This is a genomic window from Butyricimonas sp. Marseille-P3923, from assembly GCF_900184685.1.
Taxonomy (GTDB): Bacteria; Bacteroidota; Bacteroidia; order Bacteroidales; family Marinifilaceae; genus Butyricimonas; species Butyricimonas muris.
This window is the reverse complement of record NZ_FXXL01000007.1, coordinates 1,752,338-1,775,025: the sequence shown is the minus strand read 5'-3', so window position 1 is coordinate 1,775,025 and position 22,688 is coordinate 1,752,338. Positions and strand designations below refer to the sequence as shown.

Below are 22,688 nucleotides of genomic sequence, written 5' to 3'. Positions count from 1 at the left end.
ATTACCTTCGCGGATGTCCACCTTTAAGGAATGGTAATCCGCGAAGGTTTTTATTTTATACTAATAATGATATGGTTGCTTTTATAACAAATGGTCTTTACAGAATGAGGACATTGCATTCATTTTCTTACACGCCTAGATGGATTGTATTCTTGATAGACGTGGCGTTGTGCATAATGGCTGTGAGTGTTGCCTATCTGATCTGGGTTAATTTCCAAATTGACCGGATGAGGTTGGATTTTGTTCTGAACGGAGCCCTCGTGATCGTGGGAGTCCGAATTATCAGTTTCGTGTTGGGGCGTACTTATTCCGGCATAGTGCGTTTCTCGGGAACAGAGGATGCTTTGCGTATCTATTACGTCTTGACAGCGGGTGAGATAGCTCTTTTGATGGGAGACGGTATCTATTTTCTAGTGTTTGGCGAGACTTACATCCCTTTGTCGGTGCTTCTTACCGAGTACGTGGGATTGACAAGCGTGATGGTGATGAGTCGTGCGATCGTGAAAAAAATCTTTTCCCAGTACGTCGGGGCCGAGCGCACGAAAAAGAACGTGATTATCTGTGGTAGTGACGAGTACGGGATTATGGCAAAGCATGCCATGGATAACGTGGAAGATGCCACTTATAACGTGTTGGCTTTTATCGACGTGAACAATCGCAAGGCGGGGAAAGTACTTGAAGGAGTCAAAATATACAAGATGTCCGCTTTGCCCGGGCTGTTGAAACGTCACCGGGTAGATAAAGTGGTGATTGCCAAAAAACAGATTTCGGCTGATAAAAAGCGAGAGATCGTGGAAACCTGTTTGACCGCGAATGTCAACGTGCTTGAGGTACCTCGTTTCGAGAGTTGGATAAACGGGGAATTGAGCATGCGGCATATTAAAAATATAAAGATCGAGGATTTACTCGAGCGTGAAGTGATCCACATGGACGAGATGAATTTGCGTAAACAATTATTGAACAAGGTCGTGCTGGTAACGGGTGCGGCAGGTTCAATCGGTAGTGAAATCGTGCGCCAGTTGACTCATTTCAACCCGGCGATGATCGTGTTGTTCGATCAAGCCGAATCTGCTCTTTATGATATCGAATTGGAATTAAAGGAAGAATGTGGTTTTACCGATTACAAGATCGAGATCGGTGATGTTCGTGACCAGAGTCGGGTAGAAGGTATATTCAAAACATGCAGACCTAATATAGTGTATCACGCGGCGGCTTACAAGCATGTCCCAATGATGGAAAAACACCCGATCGAAGGTGTGAAAACCAATATTCTGGGAACGAAAAACGTGGCTGATTGTGCTGTCAAATATGATTGCCAACGTTTCGTGATGATCTCTACCGATAAAGCGGTGAATCCTACCAATGTCATGGGTGCCAGCAAGCGTATCGCGGAAATCTATACACAATCTTTAAATCGAATAGCGAATACTCGTTTTATCACGACGCGTTTCGGAAATGTTTTAGGCTCCAATGGTTCGGTTATCCCTCGTTTCAAAAAACAGATAGAGGCCGGGGGGCCGGTTACGGTAACTCATCCCGAGATTACCCGTTTCTTTATGACTATCCCGGAGGCTTGCCAGTTGGTACTTCAAGCCGGGGCATTGGGGAACGGTGGTGAAATATTCGTGTTCGACATGGGTAAGAGTGTCAAAATCGTTGATTTGGCGCGGAAGATGATTAAACTTTCCGGTTACGAGATAGGTAAAGATATTCATATCGTGTTCACGGGCTTGCGTCCGGGTGAAAAGTTGTACGAGGAGGTACTTAACGTGAAAGAAACCACTTTGCCTACCGTGCACGAGAGAATCAAGATTGCTAAAGTGCGTGAATATAATTATAATGAAGTTGTCGATTCGATCAAAGCTCTTGATATCGCTTTGCAAACGAGGGATAACTTTGCCGTGGTAAAACAAATGAAATGTATCGTTCCCGAGTTTAAATCCAAGAACTCTACTTATGAATCCATTGATTTCCAAATGGAAGAAGAGGGAGTTCAACACCACATGCAGGAGGTGCTGGATAAAATTCAGGTGACTGAAAATTTAGAAGTGAGAGAATAATGGAGCAGACGAATTGGTATGCTATATATACCGCTTCTCGGGCGGAAAAACGTGTAAAAAAACGACTTGATGAAGCCGGAATCGTGTATTATATCCCTTCGCGTGTGGTGGAGTGGAATTCGGATAATCAGGTAAAACGGGTGGAAGTTCCTCTGTTTAGCAATTGTGTATTCGTGCGGCTTACACGTTCCGAGTTTTCCAAAATTCAAGACATTACCGGCATAATATCTTTTTTACGAGAGGGCGAAACCCCTGTCGTGTATTCCGAGCAACAGATTACATCCTTGCGTCTTTTAAATGATCACGCGGAGGAAATAGATGTTGTTGAAGGTGATATTCCGGTTACTTCTCCCGTTCGTGTCATTCAAGGTAAACTTTTAGGACTTGAGGGAGAATTGCTTGATGAGCCGGGTGTGTGTCGGGTTTTGGTTCGATTGCCCCGGGTTGGTAATGTAATTGCTGCCGTGTCACAGGATAGTGTGGTTCGTTTGTGAAGGAAGATTTTGAGATTTTCGGGTATTTGGGGTGAAAAGGTCTATTATTCAATTATACGAGGATGGATTTAGAAAGATTGTTCCTTCCGGGAGAACACCGATGTTTTTTGCAAAAAGTTTTCCAATAAAATACTTACTTGCTATCTCGTTTATACAAAGGAACTTCTTGAAGAAGAGCAAGTTATTTATCTTCCCGTGTATATGGCTCAATTCTTGTGATTCAAGGAGACAGTCTTACTGAAAAACTATAGTAATACTATCCAAGATCTATGGAAATAAGTACATGGGGCGGTGAATTGGTGCCTTGAGGGTGGGGATTCTATATTGGAGGTAATAGAATCTCCGCGTGATAGACGAAGGAAGACCGAAGGTAGGGTAGGATTGCAGTGGGGTCTCTATAGGTTTGCATCTTTGGTAAATTCTATCGAGAGTTATTTTGTTTGTCGTTTACATGTGGTTTTAATTAGAAAAGTGATATATTTATAGTTTCATGACATGAATAGATGATTATAACTGCGGAAAAGAGTGGGAAGATTAGAAACCCATGGAAATTATATGTAGTTTTAGTTAGGAAAGTGTAATTTCACAGAAGAACCACTGTAAAGCCGTGATAAAACTACCCTTCTTACCGTGTTTGAGTTGTTTTAAGAACTATGTTGCTCCTATCTTACATGGAGCGATATATAGGCACGAACGAAGCGAGCACGGTAAGAAGGGTTGCTTTAGGGGTAATTCTCTTCGGTTTTACGGTTAAAGTAAGGATAACTTTTTACTTTTCTTCTTCTTGATTATTCGTGAGGGCTTTTAATTTTAACTATGAATTTGTTGTAGATCGTTATTCTGGAATATGGGATGAATTGTAATGGTGGAGTCTGAAATAATCACTGTGTATAATGATTTCGGATATCTCTTGTGCCTTTTCTCTTCTTAATAGTTCATGAGGACTATTGGCAAGAGAGTCCGGTAATAATAGGCTTTGACCGACTCCTCTCCAAGATGAGTGAATTCCGGTGATATCAAGTAAAGTGGGGAAGAGGTCGAATTGGGCTATGGGATAATTATTGCTTTTAGTGATTTGTATTGGGGAGTTAATGATATAAAGTGGAATCTTTTTTGTGATATATTCTAATTCAGAAGGCAGATTCAAGTTGCATGCATGGGCTTCATGATCACTGGTTATAACAATAATGGAATTTTCGTACAAGTGATTTTCTTTAAGGAAACGGATGTATTTCCCGATTTGTTTGTCTGTATAATGGAGTGTTTTTAGATAGTTTTTTAGTTCGCAAGAATAATTGGAAGGGAAGTCAAATTCTTCATTTCCGAAAGTTCTATTGTAAGGGGAATGCATGGACGAGGTTAAAATCGTAGAGAAAAAAGGTTGTTCTGAAGCTAAATCCTTATTTTGTGCAAGTTTAAAAATATCTTCATCATTTAACCATATATCATTTTGATGAGGGTAATCTTTCTTTGAAAATAGTGAGTCGATACCATAGCTTTGACATATTTTATCTTGGCGCCAAAAAGTATCTCCAGTTGGGATAATCATACGGTTCTTGATAGATATTTTTTGTTGTTTTAAGAGTCGTGGTAGTGCAAGATATTTGTTGTACAGATGATTAATAACTGTGATTGTGTTTTTTATTGGAAGAAGTCCTGTCATGTAGATAAATTGCCCGTCACTCGACACTCCAAGTCCAACTTGGGGTGTTACGTTGAAGTTGTAGTAGGTGTTTTCTTTTTTTAGTCGGTTCAGATTTGGTGTAATTTCCTTTCCATTAAAACTAAGTTCATCTGCGAAAGATAAAAAGGATTCTACAATGATGATGATAATATTAGGTTTATGTACATGGATTTTCGTGTTTTCTGAAGTCCAGAATAATGGTTCTAGTTTATCAAGTTCGGTAACAGAATATGATTGAGAAGTGGTATTATGTGTTTCCATTGCAAAGTAGTAGAAAATTCCAAATCTAAAAGTTTGCTCCATGGGAATATATAAATAAGGGAGGATAATTTTTTCTTCTAACGTAATTGATCTTAATCTATAATATGTTAGTAATGAAGATGCTAATATTATTGCACAACTAACAAAAATTAGTCCTGTTTTTAATCGTGTTTTAATATTTGACAATGGAGATTTTCGATAGACGATAAATAAAGCAATAAAACTTGTGATAGGGATAATGGTATCTTGGAAACGAATGCTTGTTAATATATTACAACCTATTCCAGAAAGATTATTGAATTCTGAGTAGAGAGATAATGGTAAATAGGCATCAAAGTTCCTGCTATACCATATATTGGCAAGTACAAATAGATCTATACAAATCAAAATTGGGAGGTAAATAAATTTTCTCTTATTGATTAATAGAATTGGAAATAGAAGGATAAGTGTTGTATCAACAAAAGAACTAATTGCATTTTCAATATGAGAAAAAACAGTAAGTTCGTTTCCTATGGTAATTATAGAGTAATGCATGTATATGAGTTTGCAATACACGAGAATGAAAATAATAATAGGATATTTTATCTGAATCCAAGTGTACAGAAAATTATTTTTCAATGTCATTTTTACGATTCTTTTTAATAAACGCCATTATGATTGATAATACAAAAATAGGCATTGTTATGATGTTTTCAAATTTTGAAATATGATATTGAAAAAGAATATATAGAAATAATGTGTTGCGTAGATGGTATGAATTTATTGTTTTTTGGAGGCTAAAATTTATATGACTAATTGTTGATAGCTATTTTTTGTTGCAACATCTTGATTAATTTGTGTGATATTTTAGGATGGATTTTACGGCATAATATAGCTTTGCTGTTTACAATTTCAGAATATTCTCGTTCATCAAGAACTAGTGGTAAAGTTTTCGCTTCTCTTTTAGGCTTCCATACGATGAATCTTAAAGCGTTATATTTTTCAATATTTAGTGTTTCTGCTTGGTCGAATAAGAATGTATGAAAGATTAGTTCATCAGTATTCCATGTATAACGGAATCTTTGATAATATTTAGGATTACGTTTTAAATAATCGAATACGTATTCAACCACGTTTCGATGCCAAGAGAACCAACTCCAACCAGCATAGAGATGTTCAATTTTATTTCTTTTGATAAGTTTTGATACAATTATGCCAATGATTATTCTTATAGCTTTAATTGGTAAGAAGTTGGATGAAATGGTATCTCTAAAATCAAAACAATCCACTCTTTCTGTATATTTCTCATTTCGCCATTGTACGACCTGCTCAGGAGAGTCAAAAAACATATAACTGCGAGTTGAATCTTCAAATATTTTATCAAATTCATCGTTTCTTAAGCAAGGATAATCCATCCCACTTAAAGAATGAAAATAGTCCATGTGCACGGAGTTATTCAATGCCATTGTTAATAAAGAAAGAGTACATTCTATTTGAGAAAATCCGCCATGAGTAACGCTTATTCGTTTTTGCAAAAAGAAAACATTCGGGATATCTTTTACTGCTTCTCGGAATGGCGAGAGGTCTTTAACTTTTTTATCTACATTGATGAAAAAGAAATGGTTAGATGAGGCTAGTAATTTCACGATATTACCAAATTGTTCGGGAAAAGTGTGAACTTGCATGATAAAAGCGTGATTCATTTTAGTTTCCATTAAATTGTGTTGTTGTAATTAATAATATAGGGCAAATATGCAAAATAAATTATATATCGGGAAAATTTGCGATAAATAAAAATGATGTATATTTGCAATGTAATAAACGATCATTAATATCGAATGACTTCTGAATCAAGAACCGCAAAAAGTGTTAAAAATGCTAAGATAGCTTTAGTGTTTTATTTCATTAATCTGATTCTTCAATTCTTTTCCCGGAAAATATTTCTGGATTATTTAGGGGCAGAGGTGTTGGGATTAAACACGACAGCACAGAATCTGTTAGGATTCTTGAATCTGGCGGAATTAGGTGTCGGTTCGGCTATTGCTTACACTCTTTATCGACCTTTATTTGAAAAGGATATACAAACTATAAATGAAATCGTGTCGGTGCAGGGATGGATGTATCGGAAAATTGCTTGTGTCGTTATTGTTGGGGCTTGCGTGCTGATGTGCTTTTTTCCGGTGATTTTCCAAAAAGCGGATGTCCCTTTGTGGTATGCTTATGGTTCATTTGCTGTTTTATTAATCAGTTCTTTATTGGGGTATTTCTTTAATTACCGGCAAATAGTGCTTACTGCAGATCAAAAAGAATATAAAATTACACAAAGCGTTCAAGGATTAAAAGTAATAAAGGTAATTGTTCAGATTCTGGCAATCCGTTATTTGAGTCATGGTTATGTTTATTGGTTAGGTTTGGAATTGCTGGCGGCAATTCTGACAACAGTAGTATTGGATCGTTTGATAAAAAATGTGTACCCATGGTTACATTCATTGCCTTCCGTGGGGAAAAAGGTGAGAAAAGAATATCAGATTATTATTACCAAGACAAAACAAGTGTTTTTCCATCAGATATCTTTTTTCGTATTATCGCAGACAAGTCCTTTGGTCATTTATGCTTACACTTCTTTAACTTTAGTTGCTATATATGGAAATTATATGCTTATCATGACGGGAATAACCTCGTTGATTAATGCTTTGCTAAATGGTGTGAGAGCGGGTGTCGGAAATTTAGTGGCAGAAGGTGACAAGGGACGAATAAAGGCGGTTTTCTGGGAATTGACATCGTGTCGGGTATGGTTTGCTTCAATGGTTTGCTTCGGTCTTTATTTGTTATCCCATTCTTTTATTCGTTTGTGGATTGGCGAGGAATATATTCTGGAGCAATCGGCTTTTGTTGCCTTAGTCGTTATTACGTTTATCGGTTTGACAAGGGCTAATGATGTTTTTTTATCTGCCTATGGTTTATTTCAGGACATTTGGGCCCCGATGATAGAAGCCGGTTTGAATTTAGGGTGTTCGATATTGTTTGGATATTATTATGGATTAGCTGGAATTTTGTGGGGGGTAGCAGTTAGTTTAATCATCGTGATTGTGGGGTGGAAACCTTATTTCCTTTATAAACGAGGGTTCGGGGATAATATAATGGAATATGTAATGTATCAGTTCAAATGTTTTGGGTTAATAGGAGTGGCTGTATTGGTTTCTTATGTGGTGCTCGCATGGTTTTATAGGGATTATCAGATTACTACATACGGTAGATGGATAGGATATGCATTGGGAGTTATGATAATTTATGGTGTATTCAGTTCCTTGTTGTTTTATGTGTTTGATAGAGGGATGCGGGATTTTGTTTTGCGAGTAAAAAGAATGTTTGTTAATTGAATGATTATTGATTTTTTCTTTTTCTACAAAACAATATGTAATTTACTTGTATCAAGTGTACACTTTTATTATATTTACCCTTTGAAAGATCTGTTTTTCAATTGTGTTTATCTAATTGGAAAACAGATCTTTAATTTGTTCGTTATATGTTTTTGAGAAATAGTAATAAATAAAATTCAGCATGGAAAATGAAAATCAAAAGAAGGGAATAGATTTATTTGTTTTTTTACAAGGTATCTGGGAAAAGCGTTTTTTTATTATTAAGAGTATATGTGTCGGTTTGTTTTTGGGGATTTTAATCGCATTTAGTATTCCAAAACAATTTCAGGCAGAAGTGAAGTATTTGATTAATGATGATTTAATTGCAAAAAGAGAGCAAGGAATATCGATAGCAACTTTAATGGGATTAAATATAAAAGATATTTGTGCTATTGAAATTCCTAAAGATATGTACCCGGAATTTGCTAAAAGTACAAATGTCCTTTCCAAATTGGCCACACGTCGTGTCCGTTTACAAGAGGGACAAGACATAACATTGTTTGACTATGTGATAAATTACCAGAAAGAACCTTGGTGGAATAAAATATTGAATTTACCCGCAACAGTAAAGAATTGGTTTGCGGATTCTGATAAAGTAGTTGTGTCGGATGCAGAATGGAATGAGCATAGTTTGTCTTTAACACAGCAACGTTTTATTAATTATCTTAGAGAGAATATTCAGGTAGAAACGGATGAAAATAAAGCAATCGGTTACGTGCGGGTGACGGCTCAAAATGCCGTTGTTGCAGCCGAAATAGCGAATTTTGTTACTCAAAGTCTGGAAAAACGTATTACTGAAATTCGACATGAAAAATTAGAACAGGAGTTGCTTCTTGCTCAAAAAATGTATGAAAATTCAGAACATGAATATCAGATGATGCTAGAAAGATACGAGACAAGTGTATTAAAAAATAGGGTCGAGAGTTACTCTCCTGTAAAATTGGATATTGCTTTTAATTTGTATAATATGCTTGCGCGTCAATACGAGATCATGAAAGTGAATGCCGATCTTTCAGGGAAGGCTTTGGAAATTCTTCAACCAGCTGTTGCTTCAGACATTGCCATATCCCCACACAAGAAAAAGATCATTATTGGTCTTATGTTTGTGTTGGGATGTTTGTCAATATTATGGTGTCTTTTTAAACAAGCGTGGGAAATCGATTATAAGAAATGATATAATGGGTAGACGAATTTTGTATATCTGTACTAATGCAAGCGCCGGGATGAGACATTTCTCTGCTTGTATTTTGAACACTATGTTTTCTTGTCCGGATGTGAATTGTTATGCAATTGTGATGTCTGCCCCAGATAATGATTACCGGGAAAGTATTCTTGAAAAGTATAGGTCAAGAGTTATTTTCATGTCTACACCACAAGGAAAAATTCAGAGAGCAAAAAATTTGATTTTTCCTCATGCCTTATATAATCAAATAAAGGAAGCGGCAACACGTTTTCATATTGATACAATACATTGTTTAACAGAAGATCCATACATTGCGGCAATCGTAAAGAAATTGAAGAAGAGATTTGAAATGTTTTATACAGTGCATGATTTGGAAAAGCACGAAATTCATTATAGAAATAGGTTGCATGAATATTGGTTTGAATGGAGCCACCGAATGAAAGTCCGAAAATTGATGTCTGTTATAGATAATTTGGTCACTTCAAGTAAAGTACAATGTGGACAACTTTGCGCTAGATATCCGGCAAAGAATATATATTATCATCCATTTCCTTCTTTATTGACAAAAACTATTGTTGAGGGTGATAGGTGTGTGCCGGAAATAAAGTCTGAAAAAAGTTATTTTTTATTTTTTGGACGAATTGAAAAATATAAAGGTATTGATTTGCTTTATAATGTTTTTAAAAATTCTCGAGATTTGCAGCAAGAGAAGTTGGTAATTGCAGGCAAAGGAGATGTGTATTTTGATTATGAGCCATTGGCTAATGTTGTTCTAATAAATCGTTTTATACATGATAATGAAATAAAGGATCTGTTTGAGAAAGCTAAATGTGTTATTTTTCCATATATCTCGGCAACTCAATCCGGTGTATTTTCTTTTTGTTTTTATTTCAAGAAAAAGATTATTGCTTCGGATGTTCCTTTTTTTCGAGAATTTCAGGGTGAAACAGGATTGTCTTTTTTTGATGTTACAGATCCTTTAAGTTTAGAAAAAGAGATAAGAGATTTTTTGGGAAAAGAAAAAAATCGTCAAGTAGAAATTGGAGACCATTCTTATGAGCGATTATATGGGCAAGAAACGTTAAAGAAATCTCTTTTAAAACTATATATATATAAACAATGATTCCATATTTTGTTGTTTTCGGAATATTAGCTGTTTTTGCTATTTTAGATGTTTTTGACGGGGGACAAGAGCTAAGAAAACGTACATTGTTTTTATTTTTTGTAATTCTATGTTTTTTTGCTGCGATGAATGTTGGGGATCAAGATCATGCAAATTATGAATTAGCCTTCCGAGAATCTATTGATGCTAACGTGTTGGATAAGCAGAGTTTGATAGGAAAGGAAATTTATTTTATGGAGCCGGGCTATCGATTATTGAATAAACTGATAAGTTTTTTTACACATCAATCTTTTTTTATATTCGCTATTACAGCATTTGTCACTTTGCTTTTGAATTTTAAAGTGTATAAAAAATATTCTCCTTATTTTCTTTTTTCTGTATTGTTGTATTATGGACATATTTATTTAGTGCGAGAAATGATACAGATTCGTTTCGGGATAGCGAGTGCTATTTGTTTATATAGCATTAGTTTTATTGTCCAGAAACGTTGGAAAATATTTGTATTATTAGTTGGAATTGCAGCTATGTTTCATACGATTGCATGGGTTTTTCTTTTGATGTATCCTTTTTATTGGCTTAAAATGAATAGAAATAATTATGCATGGATGTTGATAGTTTGTTTATGTTTTGCATGGTTTTTCCCTATTGGACGTATGTTGTCGTATCTTCCAGATATATCTATTTTTTACAAGATAAAATTGTATGTCGATTCCCAACAATTTAATCAAACGTTGGGAGTTATTTCTAATCCGGTGGTACTCAAATCTATAATCGTGTCTGTTGTGGGGATTTATTTCTATTCTGTTTTATCAGAAGAATATGCTTTCTTTCGATTATTGTTTGCGATATATATATTTGGGGCTTGTTGGTTGTTGGTTTTTAATGATTTTTCTATTGTTGCAGGAAGGGTGGCTACATTATTTACTTCTTCTGAAGTAATTATTGTTCCTATGTATATTTCTTTGTTGCAGAAGAATTTGTTTCACAAGATGTTGTCTTGGTGTATTATCGTGGGGTATTGTTTTATGACTATTTTTTTGAATTTGTATAATGGTAATGTATTGCCTTATCAATATTGGGGAGGTGGAATATGAAAGTAGCATTTATCGTATCGAGATTGGTTAATTTAGGTCCGGTTCTGGTCGTTCGGGATTTGGTTGTTGGTTTGAAACAGGAAAATATTAACTGTACTGTTTTTTACTTTGATGAAAAAAAAGAAATTTCAATGGATTGTGATACATACCGAATTTCTTTTTTTGAAAAAATAGATTTTGATGCTTATGATATAATACATTCTCACGGAATACGTCCTGACGCATATTTGTATTGGCATCGGTCTCAAATAAAGCATTGTAAATGTATAACAACGTTGCATAATTATATGTATGTGGATTTGGCATATCAGTATAATAAAGTTGTAGCTGTGATTTTTTCACGATTGTGGAGATTTCTTTTGAGAAAGCATGATCTTATTGTAACGTTGAGTCGAAATGCTATGGAGTATTATGAACGTTGGTTGCCTTTGTCAAAATTGGCATATGTGTATAATGCAAAAAGTGTTGATCAGTCAATGTATTTATCTGAAAATGAAAAACAAATATTGCTAAATTTTAAAAGAGGTCGGAAGGTAATAGGAGTTAATGCTTTATTGACAGAACGGAAGGGGGTTGATCAATTGATTCGGGTCTTACCTAAACTTGAGGATTATGTTTTAGTTGTGGTTGGTGATGGACAGAGTCGTAAAGACTTAGAACAACTTTCAATAGATAATAGAGTTCAAGAACGTTGTTTGTTTTTAGGGTATCAGTTAAATGCTTTTCGTTATTTGCAGTATTATGATGTCTATGGAATGGTTAGTCGAAGTGAGGGATTCCCTTTATCATTAATTGAAGCTTCTGCATATGGCATACCGACAATATGTTCAAGAATCCCGATATTTGAAGAGATTTTTACTCCTGAAGAAGTTGCTTTTTTTACATTAAATGACATTGATTCATTGAAGCAGGCGATAATGTTGATAGAGCATAATGGGAAGAATATAAGAGATAATTTTCATAAAGCTTATCTGGAACGTTATACAATAAAGCGAATGACGATAGGGTATTTAAGTCTATATCATAGGATATGTACAGAACGTTAAAAGAGTGTTGTGAATAAATTTGTAGATGATAAATTATTAATATCGATGAGTATGGATTTTTCAGTTTTAATGTCTGTATATATAAAAGAACAGCCAGCGTATTTGGATGAGGCGTTGCGTAGTATTTTTGAACAAACTCTACCTCCTGATGAAGTCGTTGTTGTGAAGGATGGACTATTAACAGATGAGTTAGAACAAGTACTTAATTCTTATGAAAAGGAAAAAGGAAATCTGAAAATTGTTTCGTTACCTGATAATGTCGGATTAGGTAAAGCTTTGCATATAGGGATGGGGTATTGTAAGAATGAGATTATTGCTCGAATGGATTCTGATGATATTTGTAAATCTAATCGATTCGAAGTACAAATAAATTTCATGAAATCTCATCCAGAAATATCGGTTGTAGGGACATGGGTAGAAGAGTTTTCGGAGAGTAAAGACCAAATAGAATCAGTCCGTCAATTGCCATTAGAGCATGAAAAATTACTTAAATTCATGAAATGGAGAAATCCGTTTAATCATATGACTGTGATGTTTCGAAAGAAGGATGTCGAATGTGTGGGAGGATATCAACCATTTTATTTATTAGAGGATTATTATTTATGGAACAGAATGGCAAATGGAGGGTTTCAGTTCGCTAATATAGGCGAATCGTTATTATGGGCAAGAGGGGGGTACGAAATGTTAAAACGGAGAGGAGGCGGAAGGTATGTTGTTTCTGAATACCATTTGTTGAATTTTATGAGAGAATCGGGGCGAATTAATCTATGTGAATTTGTTTTTAGTTTGTCTGTTAAAAGTGTTGTACGATTGATCGGTAAACGGGGACGAGCACTTTTATACCGTACATTTTTAAGAAAATAGAATGTTTCAAAGTTAAAAAAATATCAGCGTATTTGCTCAGTTTACGTTTGTTGCGTACCAGAATATCCGTCATAACATATATTTGAAAAAAGTATTGAGAAGTAAAGTGATGTGTATTTTTTTTTGTTAATCGGTTTATGGTTTCTATGCTTTTGTACTTGTTATCTACTTTTCTTTTTCTGTCGAGATTCAGATCGTCTGGAAGTATGGAAATGCCAATTGTAGCATTTTTTTATTTTATTGTGAGGAGAGATAATCTATGGTGTGTAAAGATATAAATGGTACAAATAAGAAGATGCTAAAAAAAATGACAAATGTTTGATAGCGAATCCAATGAAAATGATTTCATAGTACATTGTTATTGTGTTAATTGCTTTCGGAAATGGGAATAGGCGAGAAAACGCTGTTCGTTTATTCGTTAAGAATTTGTTAAAAACAAAAAAACTCACGTTGTTGACGCAACCTTTATCATATCTTCGCATCTTGAAAGTAAAAAGCAACACACAACACACTATTATTAATTATATGAATACAAATCAAACATTTAAGGTCTACACGACGTAAACAAGCTTTGGAAAACGAGGAGGCGTTTTTCGGGTAAAATGAATAACGCGTTAAGGAGATTGTTTAGGGTCCATAAAATGGACAGAGTAAGATTTTATGCCGTTTAAATAGATCGAGGAATGAAAAAAATATTGATAATTGGAGGGAGTAGCTTTATTGCTGGACAGTTTATTCGAAATTACCAGTCGGAGGATTCGATAACTTGTTATAGCCGACGTCCTACGGGATATGATAAGGAAATCGTGGTAAAGGCGTTTTGGGATATGCCTGTGGAGTCGTTCGTCGGGTTTGATGCGGTAATTAATTTTGCTGCTATCGTACACCGTCCGGAAGAGAAGAATCAGGAACTTTATGATGAGGTGAATTATCGTATGGCTTGCGTGTTGGCCCAAAAAGCCCGTCAGGCAGGCGTTCGTCAATTTATTCAAATGAGTACGATTGCCGTGTTTGGTACTGCCAGTCGTATTTCTACGACAACACCGGAAATGCCGAGGACTTATTATGGAAGTTCTAAGTTGAAAGCTGATAAGGAGTTGTTGGCGATGAGTGATCACGAGTTCAAGACGGTGATTATTCGTCCCCCGATGGCTTATGGTGGTGGTATGGCTCCGGGAAATATGATGCGTTTGATTCGTTTGGTGAATCGTCATATACCGCTTCCGTTCGGTTCGGCTCGGAATCGTCGTGATTTTATTAACGTGAAGAATTTGATAGAGTTTATCCATTTAACCGTGGAGAAAGAGGCTGAAGGTATTTTCTACCCGACAGATAAAGAACCCTATTCAACACGTAATGTTATAGAGGTGATTTCTGAACAGTTGGGTGTTCACACGATTAATTTACCTTCCCCGTCTTTGTTTTTGAGAATGGTTGAGAAAATTCGCCCGGATCTTTATCAGAAATTGTGGGGTGATGTTGTGATAGATCGTCAATTGGCTTTAAATTCTATCGGTTATGAACCTCGTTATACTTTGGAAGACGGGATTCGTGAGATGGTTGAATCGTTCAAGCAAAAGAAATGATAGACTGGATTTACGGGTTTGTTCTCCTTCTACTTTTTGTGATGGAGAACATTTATTTTAAAATAGCGGAAAGATACAAAATCATGGATATTCCTAACGAGAGGAGTTCCCATCATACAATTACCTTGCGAGGAGGCGGGGTGATTTTTTATTTGGGTGTGCTCGTTTACGGGTTGACTTTCGGTTTTTTCGCCCCGTGGTTTTTGTGCGGGTTGACGTTGGTGGCGGTAGTGAGTTTTATGGATGATATGCATCCGCTTTCGGCGAAGTTGCGTTTGCTGGTGCAGACTTTTGCTTTGTTGCTTTTGTTGTTGCAGTTGGGGGTGCACGAGGTTTCGTGGGGATACGTGATTGTGGCTTTGTTCGTTTGCTTGGCTATTCTGAATATATACAATTTTATGGATGGCATCAACGGGATTACCGGGGGATATAGCTTGGTTGTACTGTTGGCTTTGTGGGGGATAAACGCTTGGGTAATACAGATTGCGCCTGCGGGTTTTATTCCGGTGGTTATTCTGTCATTGTTGGTATTTAATTTCTATAATTTTAGGACTCGCGCGAGGTGTTTTTCCGGTGACGTGGGGGCTGTTGCTATTGCTTTTATACTTCTTTTCCTGCTAGGGACTTTTATCATGCGCACGGGGGAGATTTCGGTGTTGATTTTATTGGGCGTGTACGGGGTTGACGGTGTGTTGACAATTATTCATCGTTTGATGTTGAAAGAGAATATAGGACAACCGCATCGGAAGCATTTGTATCAATTGTTGGCTAACGAGGCGAAGATTCCCCATTTGTCGGTATCTTTTTTTTATATGGCAACACAGGCGCTTGTCGGGGGAGGGTATTTGCTTGTTTTGAAATGTGCTCCGGCGTATACTCTTTTTTACGCTATCGTGAGTTTGGTGGTGCTTGTGGCGGTTTATCTTCCGTTGCGTCGTAAATATTACGCTTTATTGGAAGAGAAGTAATATTTTTCGCGTATCCATTTTTCATTTTCAATTAATACAGTATCTTTGCGGTCGATCCGGCTATTCGGTTTACGGTTTGCCCTGTGAGGGGGCGGTTTGGCTGTAAACCGAGAGGATGGTTGCGTAAAAACATTCAAAAAAAGTAATATGAGATTTTTAATATTGATCGTACTAATACTTGGCGTATCGAGGTTTGCTTTTGCCCAAATGTCAGATACACAAGTGGTAGAAGCTGTGAAAGAGGCACAGGCTCAAGGCAAGTCCCAGAATGAAATCATTTTGATGTTGACCCAGAAAGGGGTTACGATGGAGCAAATACAGCGAATCCAGAAGAGTTACGGTAGTCAAACCGGCACACAACAAGGACAGGCTGATAATTCGAGAGGAAGAACGATGGCGCCTTTACAGGTGACAAAAGATACTGTCGTGATTCGTCCGAGGAGTAAGAATGATGTGTTCGGCAGGGAAATTTTTAATAATGGAAGGTTGACTTTTGAACCTAATTTGAGTATCCCGACTCCCGAGAATTATAAGTTAGCTCCCGGCGATGAGGTGATTATCGATATATGGGGTAATTCGGAAACCACGCTCCGGGAAGAAATATCTCCGGACGGAAGTATTAATGTTCAGGGGTTGGGACCCGTTTATTTAAGCGGGAAACAAGTGAAAGAGGCTTCCGCGTATTTGAAAAATGTATTCAGTCGTATATATTCGGATTTGAGTTCGGAGAATCCGGGAACTTTTATACAACTTACTTTAGGTAAAATCCGCAGTATTCAGGTGAATGTTATGGGCGAGGTCGTGATGCCCGGGACTTATACTTTACCTTCGTTGGCAACGGTGTTTCATGCTTTGTATTCTGCGGGAGGTGTGAATCAAGTAGGAACGTTGCGTGATGTCGTGTTGTACCGGGATGGTAAGGCTTTTAAGCATGTGGATGTTTACGGGTACATCATGAACGGGGACAATACTTTCGATATTGTTTTGCAGGATGGGGATTTGATTAACGTGGGGACTTACGAGAAGATCGTGACGATTTTGGGTAAGGTGAAGCGCCCGATGAGATACGAGTTGAAGGGGGATGAAACTTTGAGTAAAGCATTGGAGTATGCCGGAGGTTTTACCGGGGATGCTTACAAGAAGAACTTGAACGTGACACGGAAGGGTGATTCCGAGTACGAGATGTACACGGTGTATAATGAGGAATTTCCTGAATTTGTTATGGCGAACGGGGATTCCGTGTTGGTGGATGCCATTTTGCCCCGCTACGAGAATCGGGTGTCTGTGGAGGGGGCTGTTTTCCGTCCGGGAAAATATGCTATCAGTGCTTCGATTGCGACGTTGAAAGATTTGTTGGATGTGGTGGAGGGACCGAGAGAGGATGCTTTTTTGAATCGTGCCATATTGTATCGCGAGAGAGAAGATTTAACTCGTGAAGCTCTTGCGATTGATTTGGGCAAATTTATGAAAGGCGAGGTCGAGGATATTGTTTTGAGGAAGAATGACGTGTTGTATGTGCCCTCGAAAACCGCTTTGCGAGAAGGTTACGTGATACAAATCCGGGGGGAAGTGAAGAACCCGAAAGAATATAATTTCGTGGAGAATATGACCATCGAGGATGCAATTATTCAAGCCGGGGGACTTTTGGAGTCGGCATCCGAGGTACGAGTGGATGTTTCCCGAAGAATAAAATCACCGAAAAGTACGACCGAGGCACCAGAAGAGGCGGAATTATTCACGTTCGCGTTGAAGGACGGGTTGATGGTGGATGGTATTAAGAATTTCGTTCTGGAACCGTTTGATGAGATTTACGTGCGTCGTTCGCCGGGATACCGGGAGCAACAGAACGTGAGGGTTGACGGAGAGATACTTTATCCGGGGACGTACGCGAAAACATCTATTAATGATAGGCTTTCAGATTTGGTGGCACGTGCCGGTGGAATAACATCCAAGGCTTACCTAAGAGGCGCTCGTTTGGAGCGTCGGATGAATCAGGATGAACGAATGAGGATGGCGTCAGCCCAAAAGTTGGCAAAATTTACGGAAGGTGATTCCATATCTATGGAAAGTTTGGATTTGGCTCAGACTTATTTTGTTGGTATTGATTTGGAGAAAGCTTTGGCTAATCCGGGGGGAGAGGATGATTTAGTACTTAGAGAAGGAGATGTCCTACATGTTTCTAATTTTGTAAATACAGTAAAAATCAGTGGAGCAGTGATGTACCCGAATGCAGTTACATACAAGAATAAAATGAAGTTGAGAGACTATATAGATAATGCCGGAGGATATGCTATGAACGCTAAAAAGCGTAGGGCTTACGTGATCTATCCGAATGGAACATTGGCGGTACGGAGAGGGGGACGGAATCCGAAAATTGAACCGGGATGTGAGATTATTGTTCCGATGAAGTTGGAGCGAAAGAATAGATTGGGGTTGCCTGAAATATTAAGTCTGACTTCTTCGACAACCTCTATTGCTGCCATGGTTACATCAATTCTTAATAGCACGAAGTAGTATGGGACAGGAAATAAAAGAACAGACGAATCAGATACCACAGCAAGACGAGGAGATTGATTTGGTGGAAGTCATCCGGAAATTATGGAAGAACCGTAAATTGATTATTAAGATCACGGTCGTCTTTATGGTAATAGGTGTGTTGGTAGCCCTTTTTAGCCCGAAAGAGTATTCCGCGGGATGTACAATGGTCCCCCAGAGCGGTGACAAGAAAGCAAGCGGCGGATTGAGTGGTTTGGCTTCGATGGTGGGTATTAATTTGGGTTCCATGGGTGGGGGTGAAGTTCTTGCCCCGACGATTTATCCCAAGATATTGGCAAGTGTTCCTTTTAAAAAGGAGTTGATGGCAACACCTTTGAAATTCGAGGAGTACGAACAGCCTATCACTTTGTTTGATTATTACACGAAAGACGAGTATAAAAAATTCAGTCTTTTCGGGGTTGTTAAAAAGTACACGATTGGTTTGCCGGGGGTAATCATCGGCGCTATTCGAGGGGAAGATACAACACAAATTATGGCGGAGCAAGGCTCGGCGATTCAATCGCTTTCGAAGGATGAAAAAGAGGTAGCCGAGATATTGGATAAGATTGTTTCGTTGAACGTGAATGATAAAGACGGATACGTGCAGTTGTCTGCTTCTATGCCTGAGCCTTTGGCAGTAGCACAGTTGGCACAACAAGCGCAGAAGTTGTTGCAAGAGTACATCACTCGTTTCAAGATTGAGAAGGTGCAGTCGAATCTGGACTTCGTGCAAAAACAATATGATAAGGCGAAAGAACGTTACGAGGTAAGGCAGGATGAACTTGCCAAGTTCCGGGATGCCAATAAAGGATTTGTTTCGGCTGTGGCCAAGACGAGGGAGGATATGTTGACTAACGAGTATAATCTTGCCTATAGTGTATACTCGGAATTGGCGAAGCAATTGGAACAGGCTGAAATAGCCGTGAATGAAACAACACCGATATTAACGGTTGTTGAGCCGGTAGTGGTTCCCGTGGAACGCTCGAAACCCAAAAGAGGGTTGATATGTGTGCTTTTTACTTTCTTGGGTGGTTTTGCCGGAATAGGTGTAGTGTTGGGATTACCGTTTTTGGCTAACACGTTCGGGAATGATAAATTGAAGAAATGGATAAAAGAATAGTCCGGAGCTGAGGGGCTGTAGTTAAAATCACGAGGACGGAGAATAAAATGTTCTCCGCCCTCGTGATTTTTTTTCGAATGGTGTTAATCCTTTTCCGTGTAGGTCGTGTAATTAAGATGTGTATTAAAAGTAAAATCTTAAATTTAGAAACATGAAGAATTTAATCTACATCGGTCTGACACTCCTGTTTGTCGCGTGTGCCACAGACCCCCAGAAGGAAATGGAAAAGAAATTGCTTGGAGAGTGGTGTAATCCTTACACCTACCAGTCCACGGGAGAATTGAAGGGATTCCGTTTCAAGAAAGGTGGTATTTGTGAAAGTATCAATATCCCTAGTCTGGATCTGAAAACTTGGGAGATTCAGGAGGGGTATCTAATCATTAAGGGGGAAAGTATCGAGGATGACGGAACGAGAGAAGAGTACTTGACGAAAGAGAAAATTACACAGTTGAGCTCAGACAGCCTCTCTTTGCTCGTGAGTGCCGGACCACCGCGTATCGCATTCCTGTATTTGAACACCAAAATTATCAAAGAACGAGTAACCCCTCAAAAGTAAAAGACTATGTGCCGTTTATCATATATCGTTATTCTCTGTTTTATTCATGTGTTTTTAGTTTCCTTTTCCTGTTTAGCGCAGAAAAAGGTGTTAGATGAAGAGGCTTACCGGAAGTGGCGGAGGGTTGACAGCTACAAGTTGTCGCCCGACGGGAAGTGGGTAATGTACCGGTACATGTATTTCGATAATGATGCGGCAAATAAGGTTGCCCGAAATATTTATTATTTCTATGATGTAAAAACCGGGAGAACGAGCACTTTGGAGTGTCCGGATTCTCCCGAGTTTTTTGCAGGGGGCGAGTGGATTGTTTACGGTAAGAAGGAAGGTGATGATGTGATTCGTGTGGTGCATTGTTTGCGGAACAAGAAGGAGGTCTGTCTGCGAGAGGGTGTGGAACTCAATTCCGTTATCCCCTTGGCCGCGTATCAAACGAATGATACGCTGGTTGTGAAAAATATACAGACGAATGATAGTCTGGTTTTGACGGGTGTCGGCACTTATTGCCTTTACGATAAGGATTGGAAGATTGTCTACCTGAAGCGGGAAGCCGATATCCATACGATTTATTTCGGTTCACGGAATAAGGCGGGCAAGTACGAATGCCTGTATCGGGATACCACGAAACGGTTGGAGCATTTTTATTTCAACGAGTGGGGAAAGGACGGCGGATTTTATTTTGCCGGGGATGAAGGTGAGAAAGGATATTATACTTTTTCATTGAAAGACAAACGGGTGACGGAACTTCTGGATGCGGACCGGATAGAAGTAATGGACGTGAATATGCGGTCTGTGCGACAATTGGGAAAATCGAAACGTTCTATATTCGAGAAACACAAAACTCCGAAAGCTGCAAAGCCCAAGGGGGAGAAAGACGAGAGTTTTACCCTTGAACTTTGGAGTTGGAACGATCCGGTGATTCCCTCGCAACAAGCGATAAGCGGGTATCGTCCAGCCGTGCCCACTCCCGAACGGTTTATATCGGACGCGGAGGGCGGCGGGTGTATACAACTTTGTGAGGCAGGTCACCCGGAATTGTATATGCCTGATACGGATGCTCCTGTTTATGCTTACGAGAAGGATGAAAAGCCTTATCTGAACAAGCGGGACTGGCTGCATGACACTCGTTTTGATTTGTATCTGGTGAATCTGGTTACCGCAGAGCACCAATTGGTGGCGGAAGCTTTGACTCGCCGGATTTACTGGAGTCCCAAGGGGGATTATTTACTCTATTACGATAACGGCAAGCGTTCATGGGTGGTACTGGAACCGGGTACGTTAAACCGCAGGGTGCTAACCGATGAAATTCCTTACCCGTTACACGACGAATTGTATGATCGCCCGAATCCTGCACCGCCTTACGGTATAGCGGGATGGAGTAAGGACGGGAGGCGGCTTCTTGTTTATGATCGTTTCGATATTTGGGTGGTAGACTTGACCGGAGAAAAAACGTATTGCTGGACGCACGAGGAAGGGCGTAAACGTAACACGATATTCCGTTTGTTTAATATCGATTGGGATATTATTCAAGTGGATATGGAGCGAGAGAATCGTGTCATGTCTACGGATTGGACGACAAAGAATACGGGTGTCTGGGCGTTGTCCCCGTCCGGGAAACTTGCACCTAAGATGGAAGGCGCTTTTATGTTGACGATTACACAACAGTCTACCGACGGGAATACGTTGTTGTGCACGAAACAGAATTACTATGAAGACCGGGATTTGTGGATTACCGATCCCTCGTTTCGGAAGATGCGGAAGGTCACGGATGTCAACCCGCAACGGGGCGATTATAAATGGGGAACGGTGCAGCAGGTGGAGTGGACGAATTATGACGGGAAAGCCAATCAAGGATTACTCTATCTACCGGATGATTACGACAAGAACAAGAGTTACCCGACGATAGTGACATTCTATGAAACCCATACTCCCGAGATGCACCTTCATCCCGTGCCCGGGTTGAGTCACGCTATGATTGACGTCCCCACGTATGTCAGCAAGGGATATATTGTATTTCAGCCGGATGTTTATTTCGAGATAGGCAACCCGGGGAAAAGTTCTTACAATGCGGTTGTGAGCGGAACAAAAGCTTTGATTGACAGAGGAATCATTGATCCGAAACGGGTAGGTTTGCAGGGACATAGTTGGTCGGGGTTCCAGACCGCGTATCTGGTGACGAGAACCGATATGTTCACCTGCGTGAATATCGGGGCAGCTTTGATCAACCTGACCTCTGTCTATACCGGGATCCGGGAAGAAAGCGGTGTCCCTTGTATGTTGATGTACGAGGATTGGCAATGTCGCATGGGGACTACCTTGTGGGAAAATCTGGAGGGGTATATCGAGAATTCACCCTTGTTGTTTGCCGATCGGATACATACTCCGGCGTTGATTTTCCATTGTGATAAGGACGGGGCTGTTTCCTATTATGATGGTAGAAATCTTTTTCTTGCCTTGCGGCGTCTGCAACGTCCGGCATGGATGTTGAATTATGTCGGGGAAGGTCACTTCTTGAATGCACGCCCGGCACAAAAGGACTGGACGATACGGATGGAACAATTTTTCAATCACTATCTCAAGAATGAACCTATGCCCCGGTGGATGAAAGAAGGTATTAATATCCACGAGCGGGGATACGACCAGAAGTATGATTTTTAATAAATATAGCGTATATTTGTCAAGAACAAATATGCGCTTTTTTTTATAAATCAGATACCCG

Annotated in this window: 16 protein-coding genes; 14 read left to right on the top strand and 2 right to left on the bottom strand. The window is 38.8% G+C overall.

Annotated features, from left to right (window positions below):
* Positions 1-104: 104 nt before the first annotated feature.
* Together CS948_RS18785 and CS948_RS18780 are read left to right on the top strand one after the other, a co-directional pair.
* Complete coding sequence (locus CS948_RS18785; RefSeq protein WP_255302076.1) at positions 105-2,060, top strand: nucleoside-diphosphate sugar epimerase/dehydratase; 1,956 nt, start codon at positions 105-107, stop codon at positions 2,058-2,060.
* Complete coding sequence (locus tag CS948_RS18780) at positions 2,060-2,554, top strand: UpxY family transcription antiterminator (protein ID WP_099293630.1); 495 nt, start codon at positions 2,060-2,062, stop codon at positions 2,552-2,554. Before CS948_RS18785 ends, CS948_RS18780 begins: the two co-directional genes overlap by 1 nt.
* Positions 2,555-3,389: 835 nt before the next feature.
* On the opposite strand, the gene CS948_RS18775 is transcribed toward CS948_RS18780, so the two are convergent.
* The gene (locus CS948_RS18775) at positions 3,390-5,033 is read right to left on the bottom strand and encodes an LTA synthase family protein (protein WP_176555128.1); all 1,644 of its coding nucleotides are present in this window, start codon (positions 5,031-5,033) and stop codon (positions 3,390-3,392) included.
* Between the two features lie 257 nt (positions 5,034-5,290).
* Entirely contained in the window at positions 5,291-6,193 is a 903-nt protein-coding gene (locus CS948_RS18770; RefSeq protein ID WP_099293626.1) for a beta-1,6-N-acetylglucosaminyltransferase, read from the bottom strand.
* Between the two features lie 123 nt (positions 6,194-6,316).
* Between CS948_RS18770 and CS948_RS18765 the strand changes: the two genes are divergently transcribed.
* From CS948_RS18765 to CS948_RS18710, 12 genes are all read left to right on the top strand, one after another.
* Positions 6,317-7,858, top strand: a complete 1,542-nt coding sequence (locus tag CS948_RS18765) for a sugar transporter (RefSeq protein WP_099293613.1) — start codon at positions 6,317-6,319, stop codon at positions 7,856-7,858.
* A 181-nt stretch (positions 7,859-8,039) separates the two neighbouring features.
* Complete coding sequence (locus tag CS948_RS21495; RefSeq protein WP_141560995.1) at positions 8,040-9,071, top strand: hypothetical protein; 1,032 nt, start codon at positions 8,040-8,042, stop codon at positions 9,069-9,071.
* 121 nt (positions 9,072-9,192) lie between these two features.
* Positions 9,193-10,203 (top strand): glycosyltransferase, encoded by a 1,011-nt coding sequence (locus CS948_RS18760; protein WP_176555127.1) that lies wholly within the window; start codon positions 9,193-9,195, stop codon positions 10,201-10,203.
* Entirely contained in the window at positions 10,200-11,297 is a 1,098-nt protein-coding gene (locus CS948_RS18755; RefSeq protein WP_099293609.1) for an EpsG family protein, read from the top strand. The genes CS948_RS18760 and CS948_RS18755 overlap by 4 nt, the downstream gene beginning before the upstream one ends.
* A complete protein-coding gene (locus tag CS948_RS18750) occupies positions 11,294-12,343 on the top strand; it encodes a glycosyltransferase (protein ID WP_099293607.1) in 1,050 nt (349 codons plus the stop codon). Before CS948_RS18755 ends, CS948_RS18750 begins: the two co-directional genes overlap by 4 nt.
* 9 nt (positions 12,344-12,352) lie before the next feature.
* Positions 12,353-13,207 carry a glycosyltransferase gene (locus CS948_RS18745; protein ID WP_141560994.1) on the top strand — a complete coding sequence of 285 codons (855 nt, stop codon included), beginning with the start codon at positions 12,353-12,355 and terminating at the stop codon, positions 13,205-13,207.
* 683 nt (positions 13,208-13,890) lie between these two features.
* Positions 13,891-14,793: an NAD-dependent epimerase/dehydratase family protein gene (locus CS948_RS18735; RefSeq protein ID WP_099293603.1), complete on the top strand. Its 903-nt coding sequence runs from the start codon at positions 13,891-13,893 to the stop codon at positions 14,791-14,793.
* Positions 14,794-14,834: 41 nt separating this feature from the next.
* Positions 14,835-15,761 (top strand): glycosyltransferase family 4 protein, encoded by a 927-nt coding sequence (locus CS948_RS18730; RefSeq protein WP_255302075.1) that lies wholly within the window; start codon positions 14,835-14,837, stop codon positions 15,759-15,761.
* A gap of 147 nt (positions 15,762-15,908) precedes the next feature.
* The gene (locus CS948_RS18725) at positions 15,909-18,275 is read left to right on the top strand and encodes an SLBB domain-containing protein (RefSeq protein WP_099293601.1); all 2,367 of its coding nucleotides are present in this window, start codon (positions 15,909-15,911) and stop codon (positions 18,273-18,275) included.
* Position 18,276: 1 nt separating this feature from the next.
* Complete coding sequence (locus CS948_RS18720) at positions 18,277-19,416, top strand: Wzz/FepE/Etk N-terminal domain-containing protein (protein ID WP_099293600.1); 1,140 nt, start codon at positions 18,277-18,279, stop codon at positions 19,414-19,416.
* Positions 19,417-19,567: 151 nt separating this feature from the next.
* Positions 19,568-19,972, top strand: a complete 405-nt coding sequence (locus CS948_RS18715) for a lipocalin family protein (RefSeq protein WP_099293599.1) — start codon at positions 19,568-19,570, stop codon at positions 19,970-19,972.
* A 6-nt stretch (positions 19,973-19,978) separates the two neighbouring features.
* Entirely contained in the window at positions 19,979-22,627 is a 2,649-nt protein-coding gene (locus tag CS948_RS18710) for a S9 family peptidase (RefSeq protein ID WP_099293598.1), read from the top strand.
* Positions 22,628-22,688 lie beyond the last annotated feature (61 nt).

Excerpts from the sequence above, each read along its gene's own strand:
- CS948_RS18785 (WP_255302076.1), top strand. The coding sequence starts at position 105 with ATGAGGACATTGCATTCATTTTCTTACACGCCTAGATGGATTGTATTC.
- CS948_RS18765 (WP_099293613.1), top strand. The coding sequence starts at position 6,317 with ATGACTTCTGAATCAAGAACCGCAAAAAGTGTTAAAAATGCTAAGATA.
- CS948_RS18755 (WP_099293609.1), top strand. The coding sequence starts at position 10,200 with ATGATTCCATATTTTGTTGTTTTCGGAATATTAGCTGTTTTTGCTATT.
- CS948_RS21495 (WP_141560995.1), top strand. The coding sequence starts at position 8,040 with ATGGAAAATGAAAATCAAAAGAAGGGAATAGATTTATTTGTTTTTTTA.
- CS948_RS18775 (WP_176555128.1), bottom strand. The coding sequence starts at position 5,033 with ATGCATTACTCTATAATTACCATAGGAAACGAACTTACTGTTTTTTCT.
- CS948_RS18725 (WP_099293601.1), top strand. The coding sequence starts at position 15,909 with ATGAGATTTTTAATATTGATCGTACTAATACTTGGCGTATCGAGGTTT.
- CS948_RS18770 (WP_099293626.1), bottom strand. The coding sequence starts at position 6,193 with ATGGAAACTAAAATGAATCACGCTTTTATCATGCAAGTTCACACTTTT.
- CS948_RS18710 (WP_099293598.1), top strand. The coding sequence starts at position 19,979 with ATGTGCCGTTTATCATATATCGTTATTCTCTGTTTTATTCATGTGTTT.
- CS948_RS18760 (WP_176555127.1), top strand. The coding sequence starts at position 9,193 with ATGTCTGCCCCAGATAATGATTACCGGGAAAGTATTCTTGAAAAGTAT.
- CS948_RS18780 (WP_099293630.1), top strand. The coding sequence starts at position 2,060 with ATGGAGCAGACGAATTGGTATGCTATATATACCGCTTCTCGGGCGGAA.
- CS948_RS18715 (WP_099293599.1), top strand. The coding sequence starts at position 19,568 with ATGAAGAATTTAATCTACATCGGTCTGACACTCCTGTTTGTCGCGTGT.
- CS948_RS18750 (WP_099293607.1), top strand. The coding sequence starts at position 11,294 with ATGAAAGTAGCATTTATCGTATCGAGATTGGTTAATTTAGGTCCGGTT.
- CS948_RS18730 (WP_255302075.1), top strand. The coding sequence starts at position 14,835 with ATGGAGAACATTTATTTTAAAATAGCGGAAAGATACAAAATCATGGAT.
- CS948_RS18735 (WP_099293603.1), top strand. The coding sequence starts at position 13,891 with ATGAAAAAAATATTGATAATTGGAGGGAGTAGCTTTATTGCTGGACAG.
- CS948_RS18720 (WP_099293600.1), top strand. The coding sequence starts at position 18,277 with ATGGGACAGGAAATAAAAGAACAGACGAATCAGATACCACAGCAAGAC.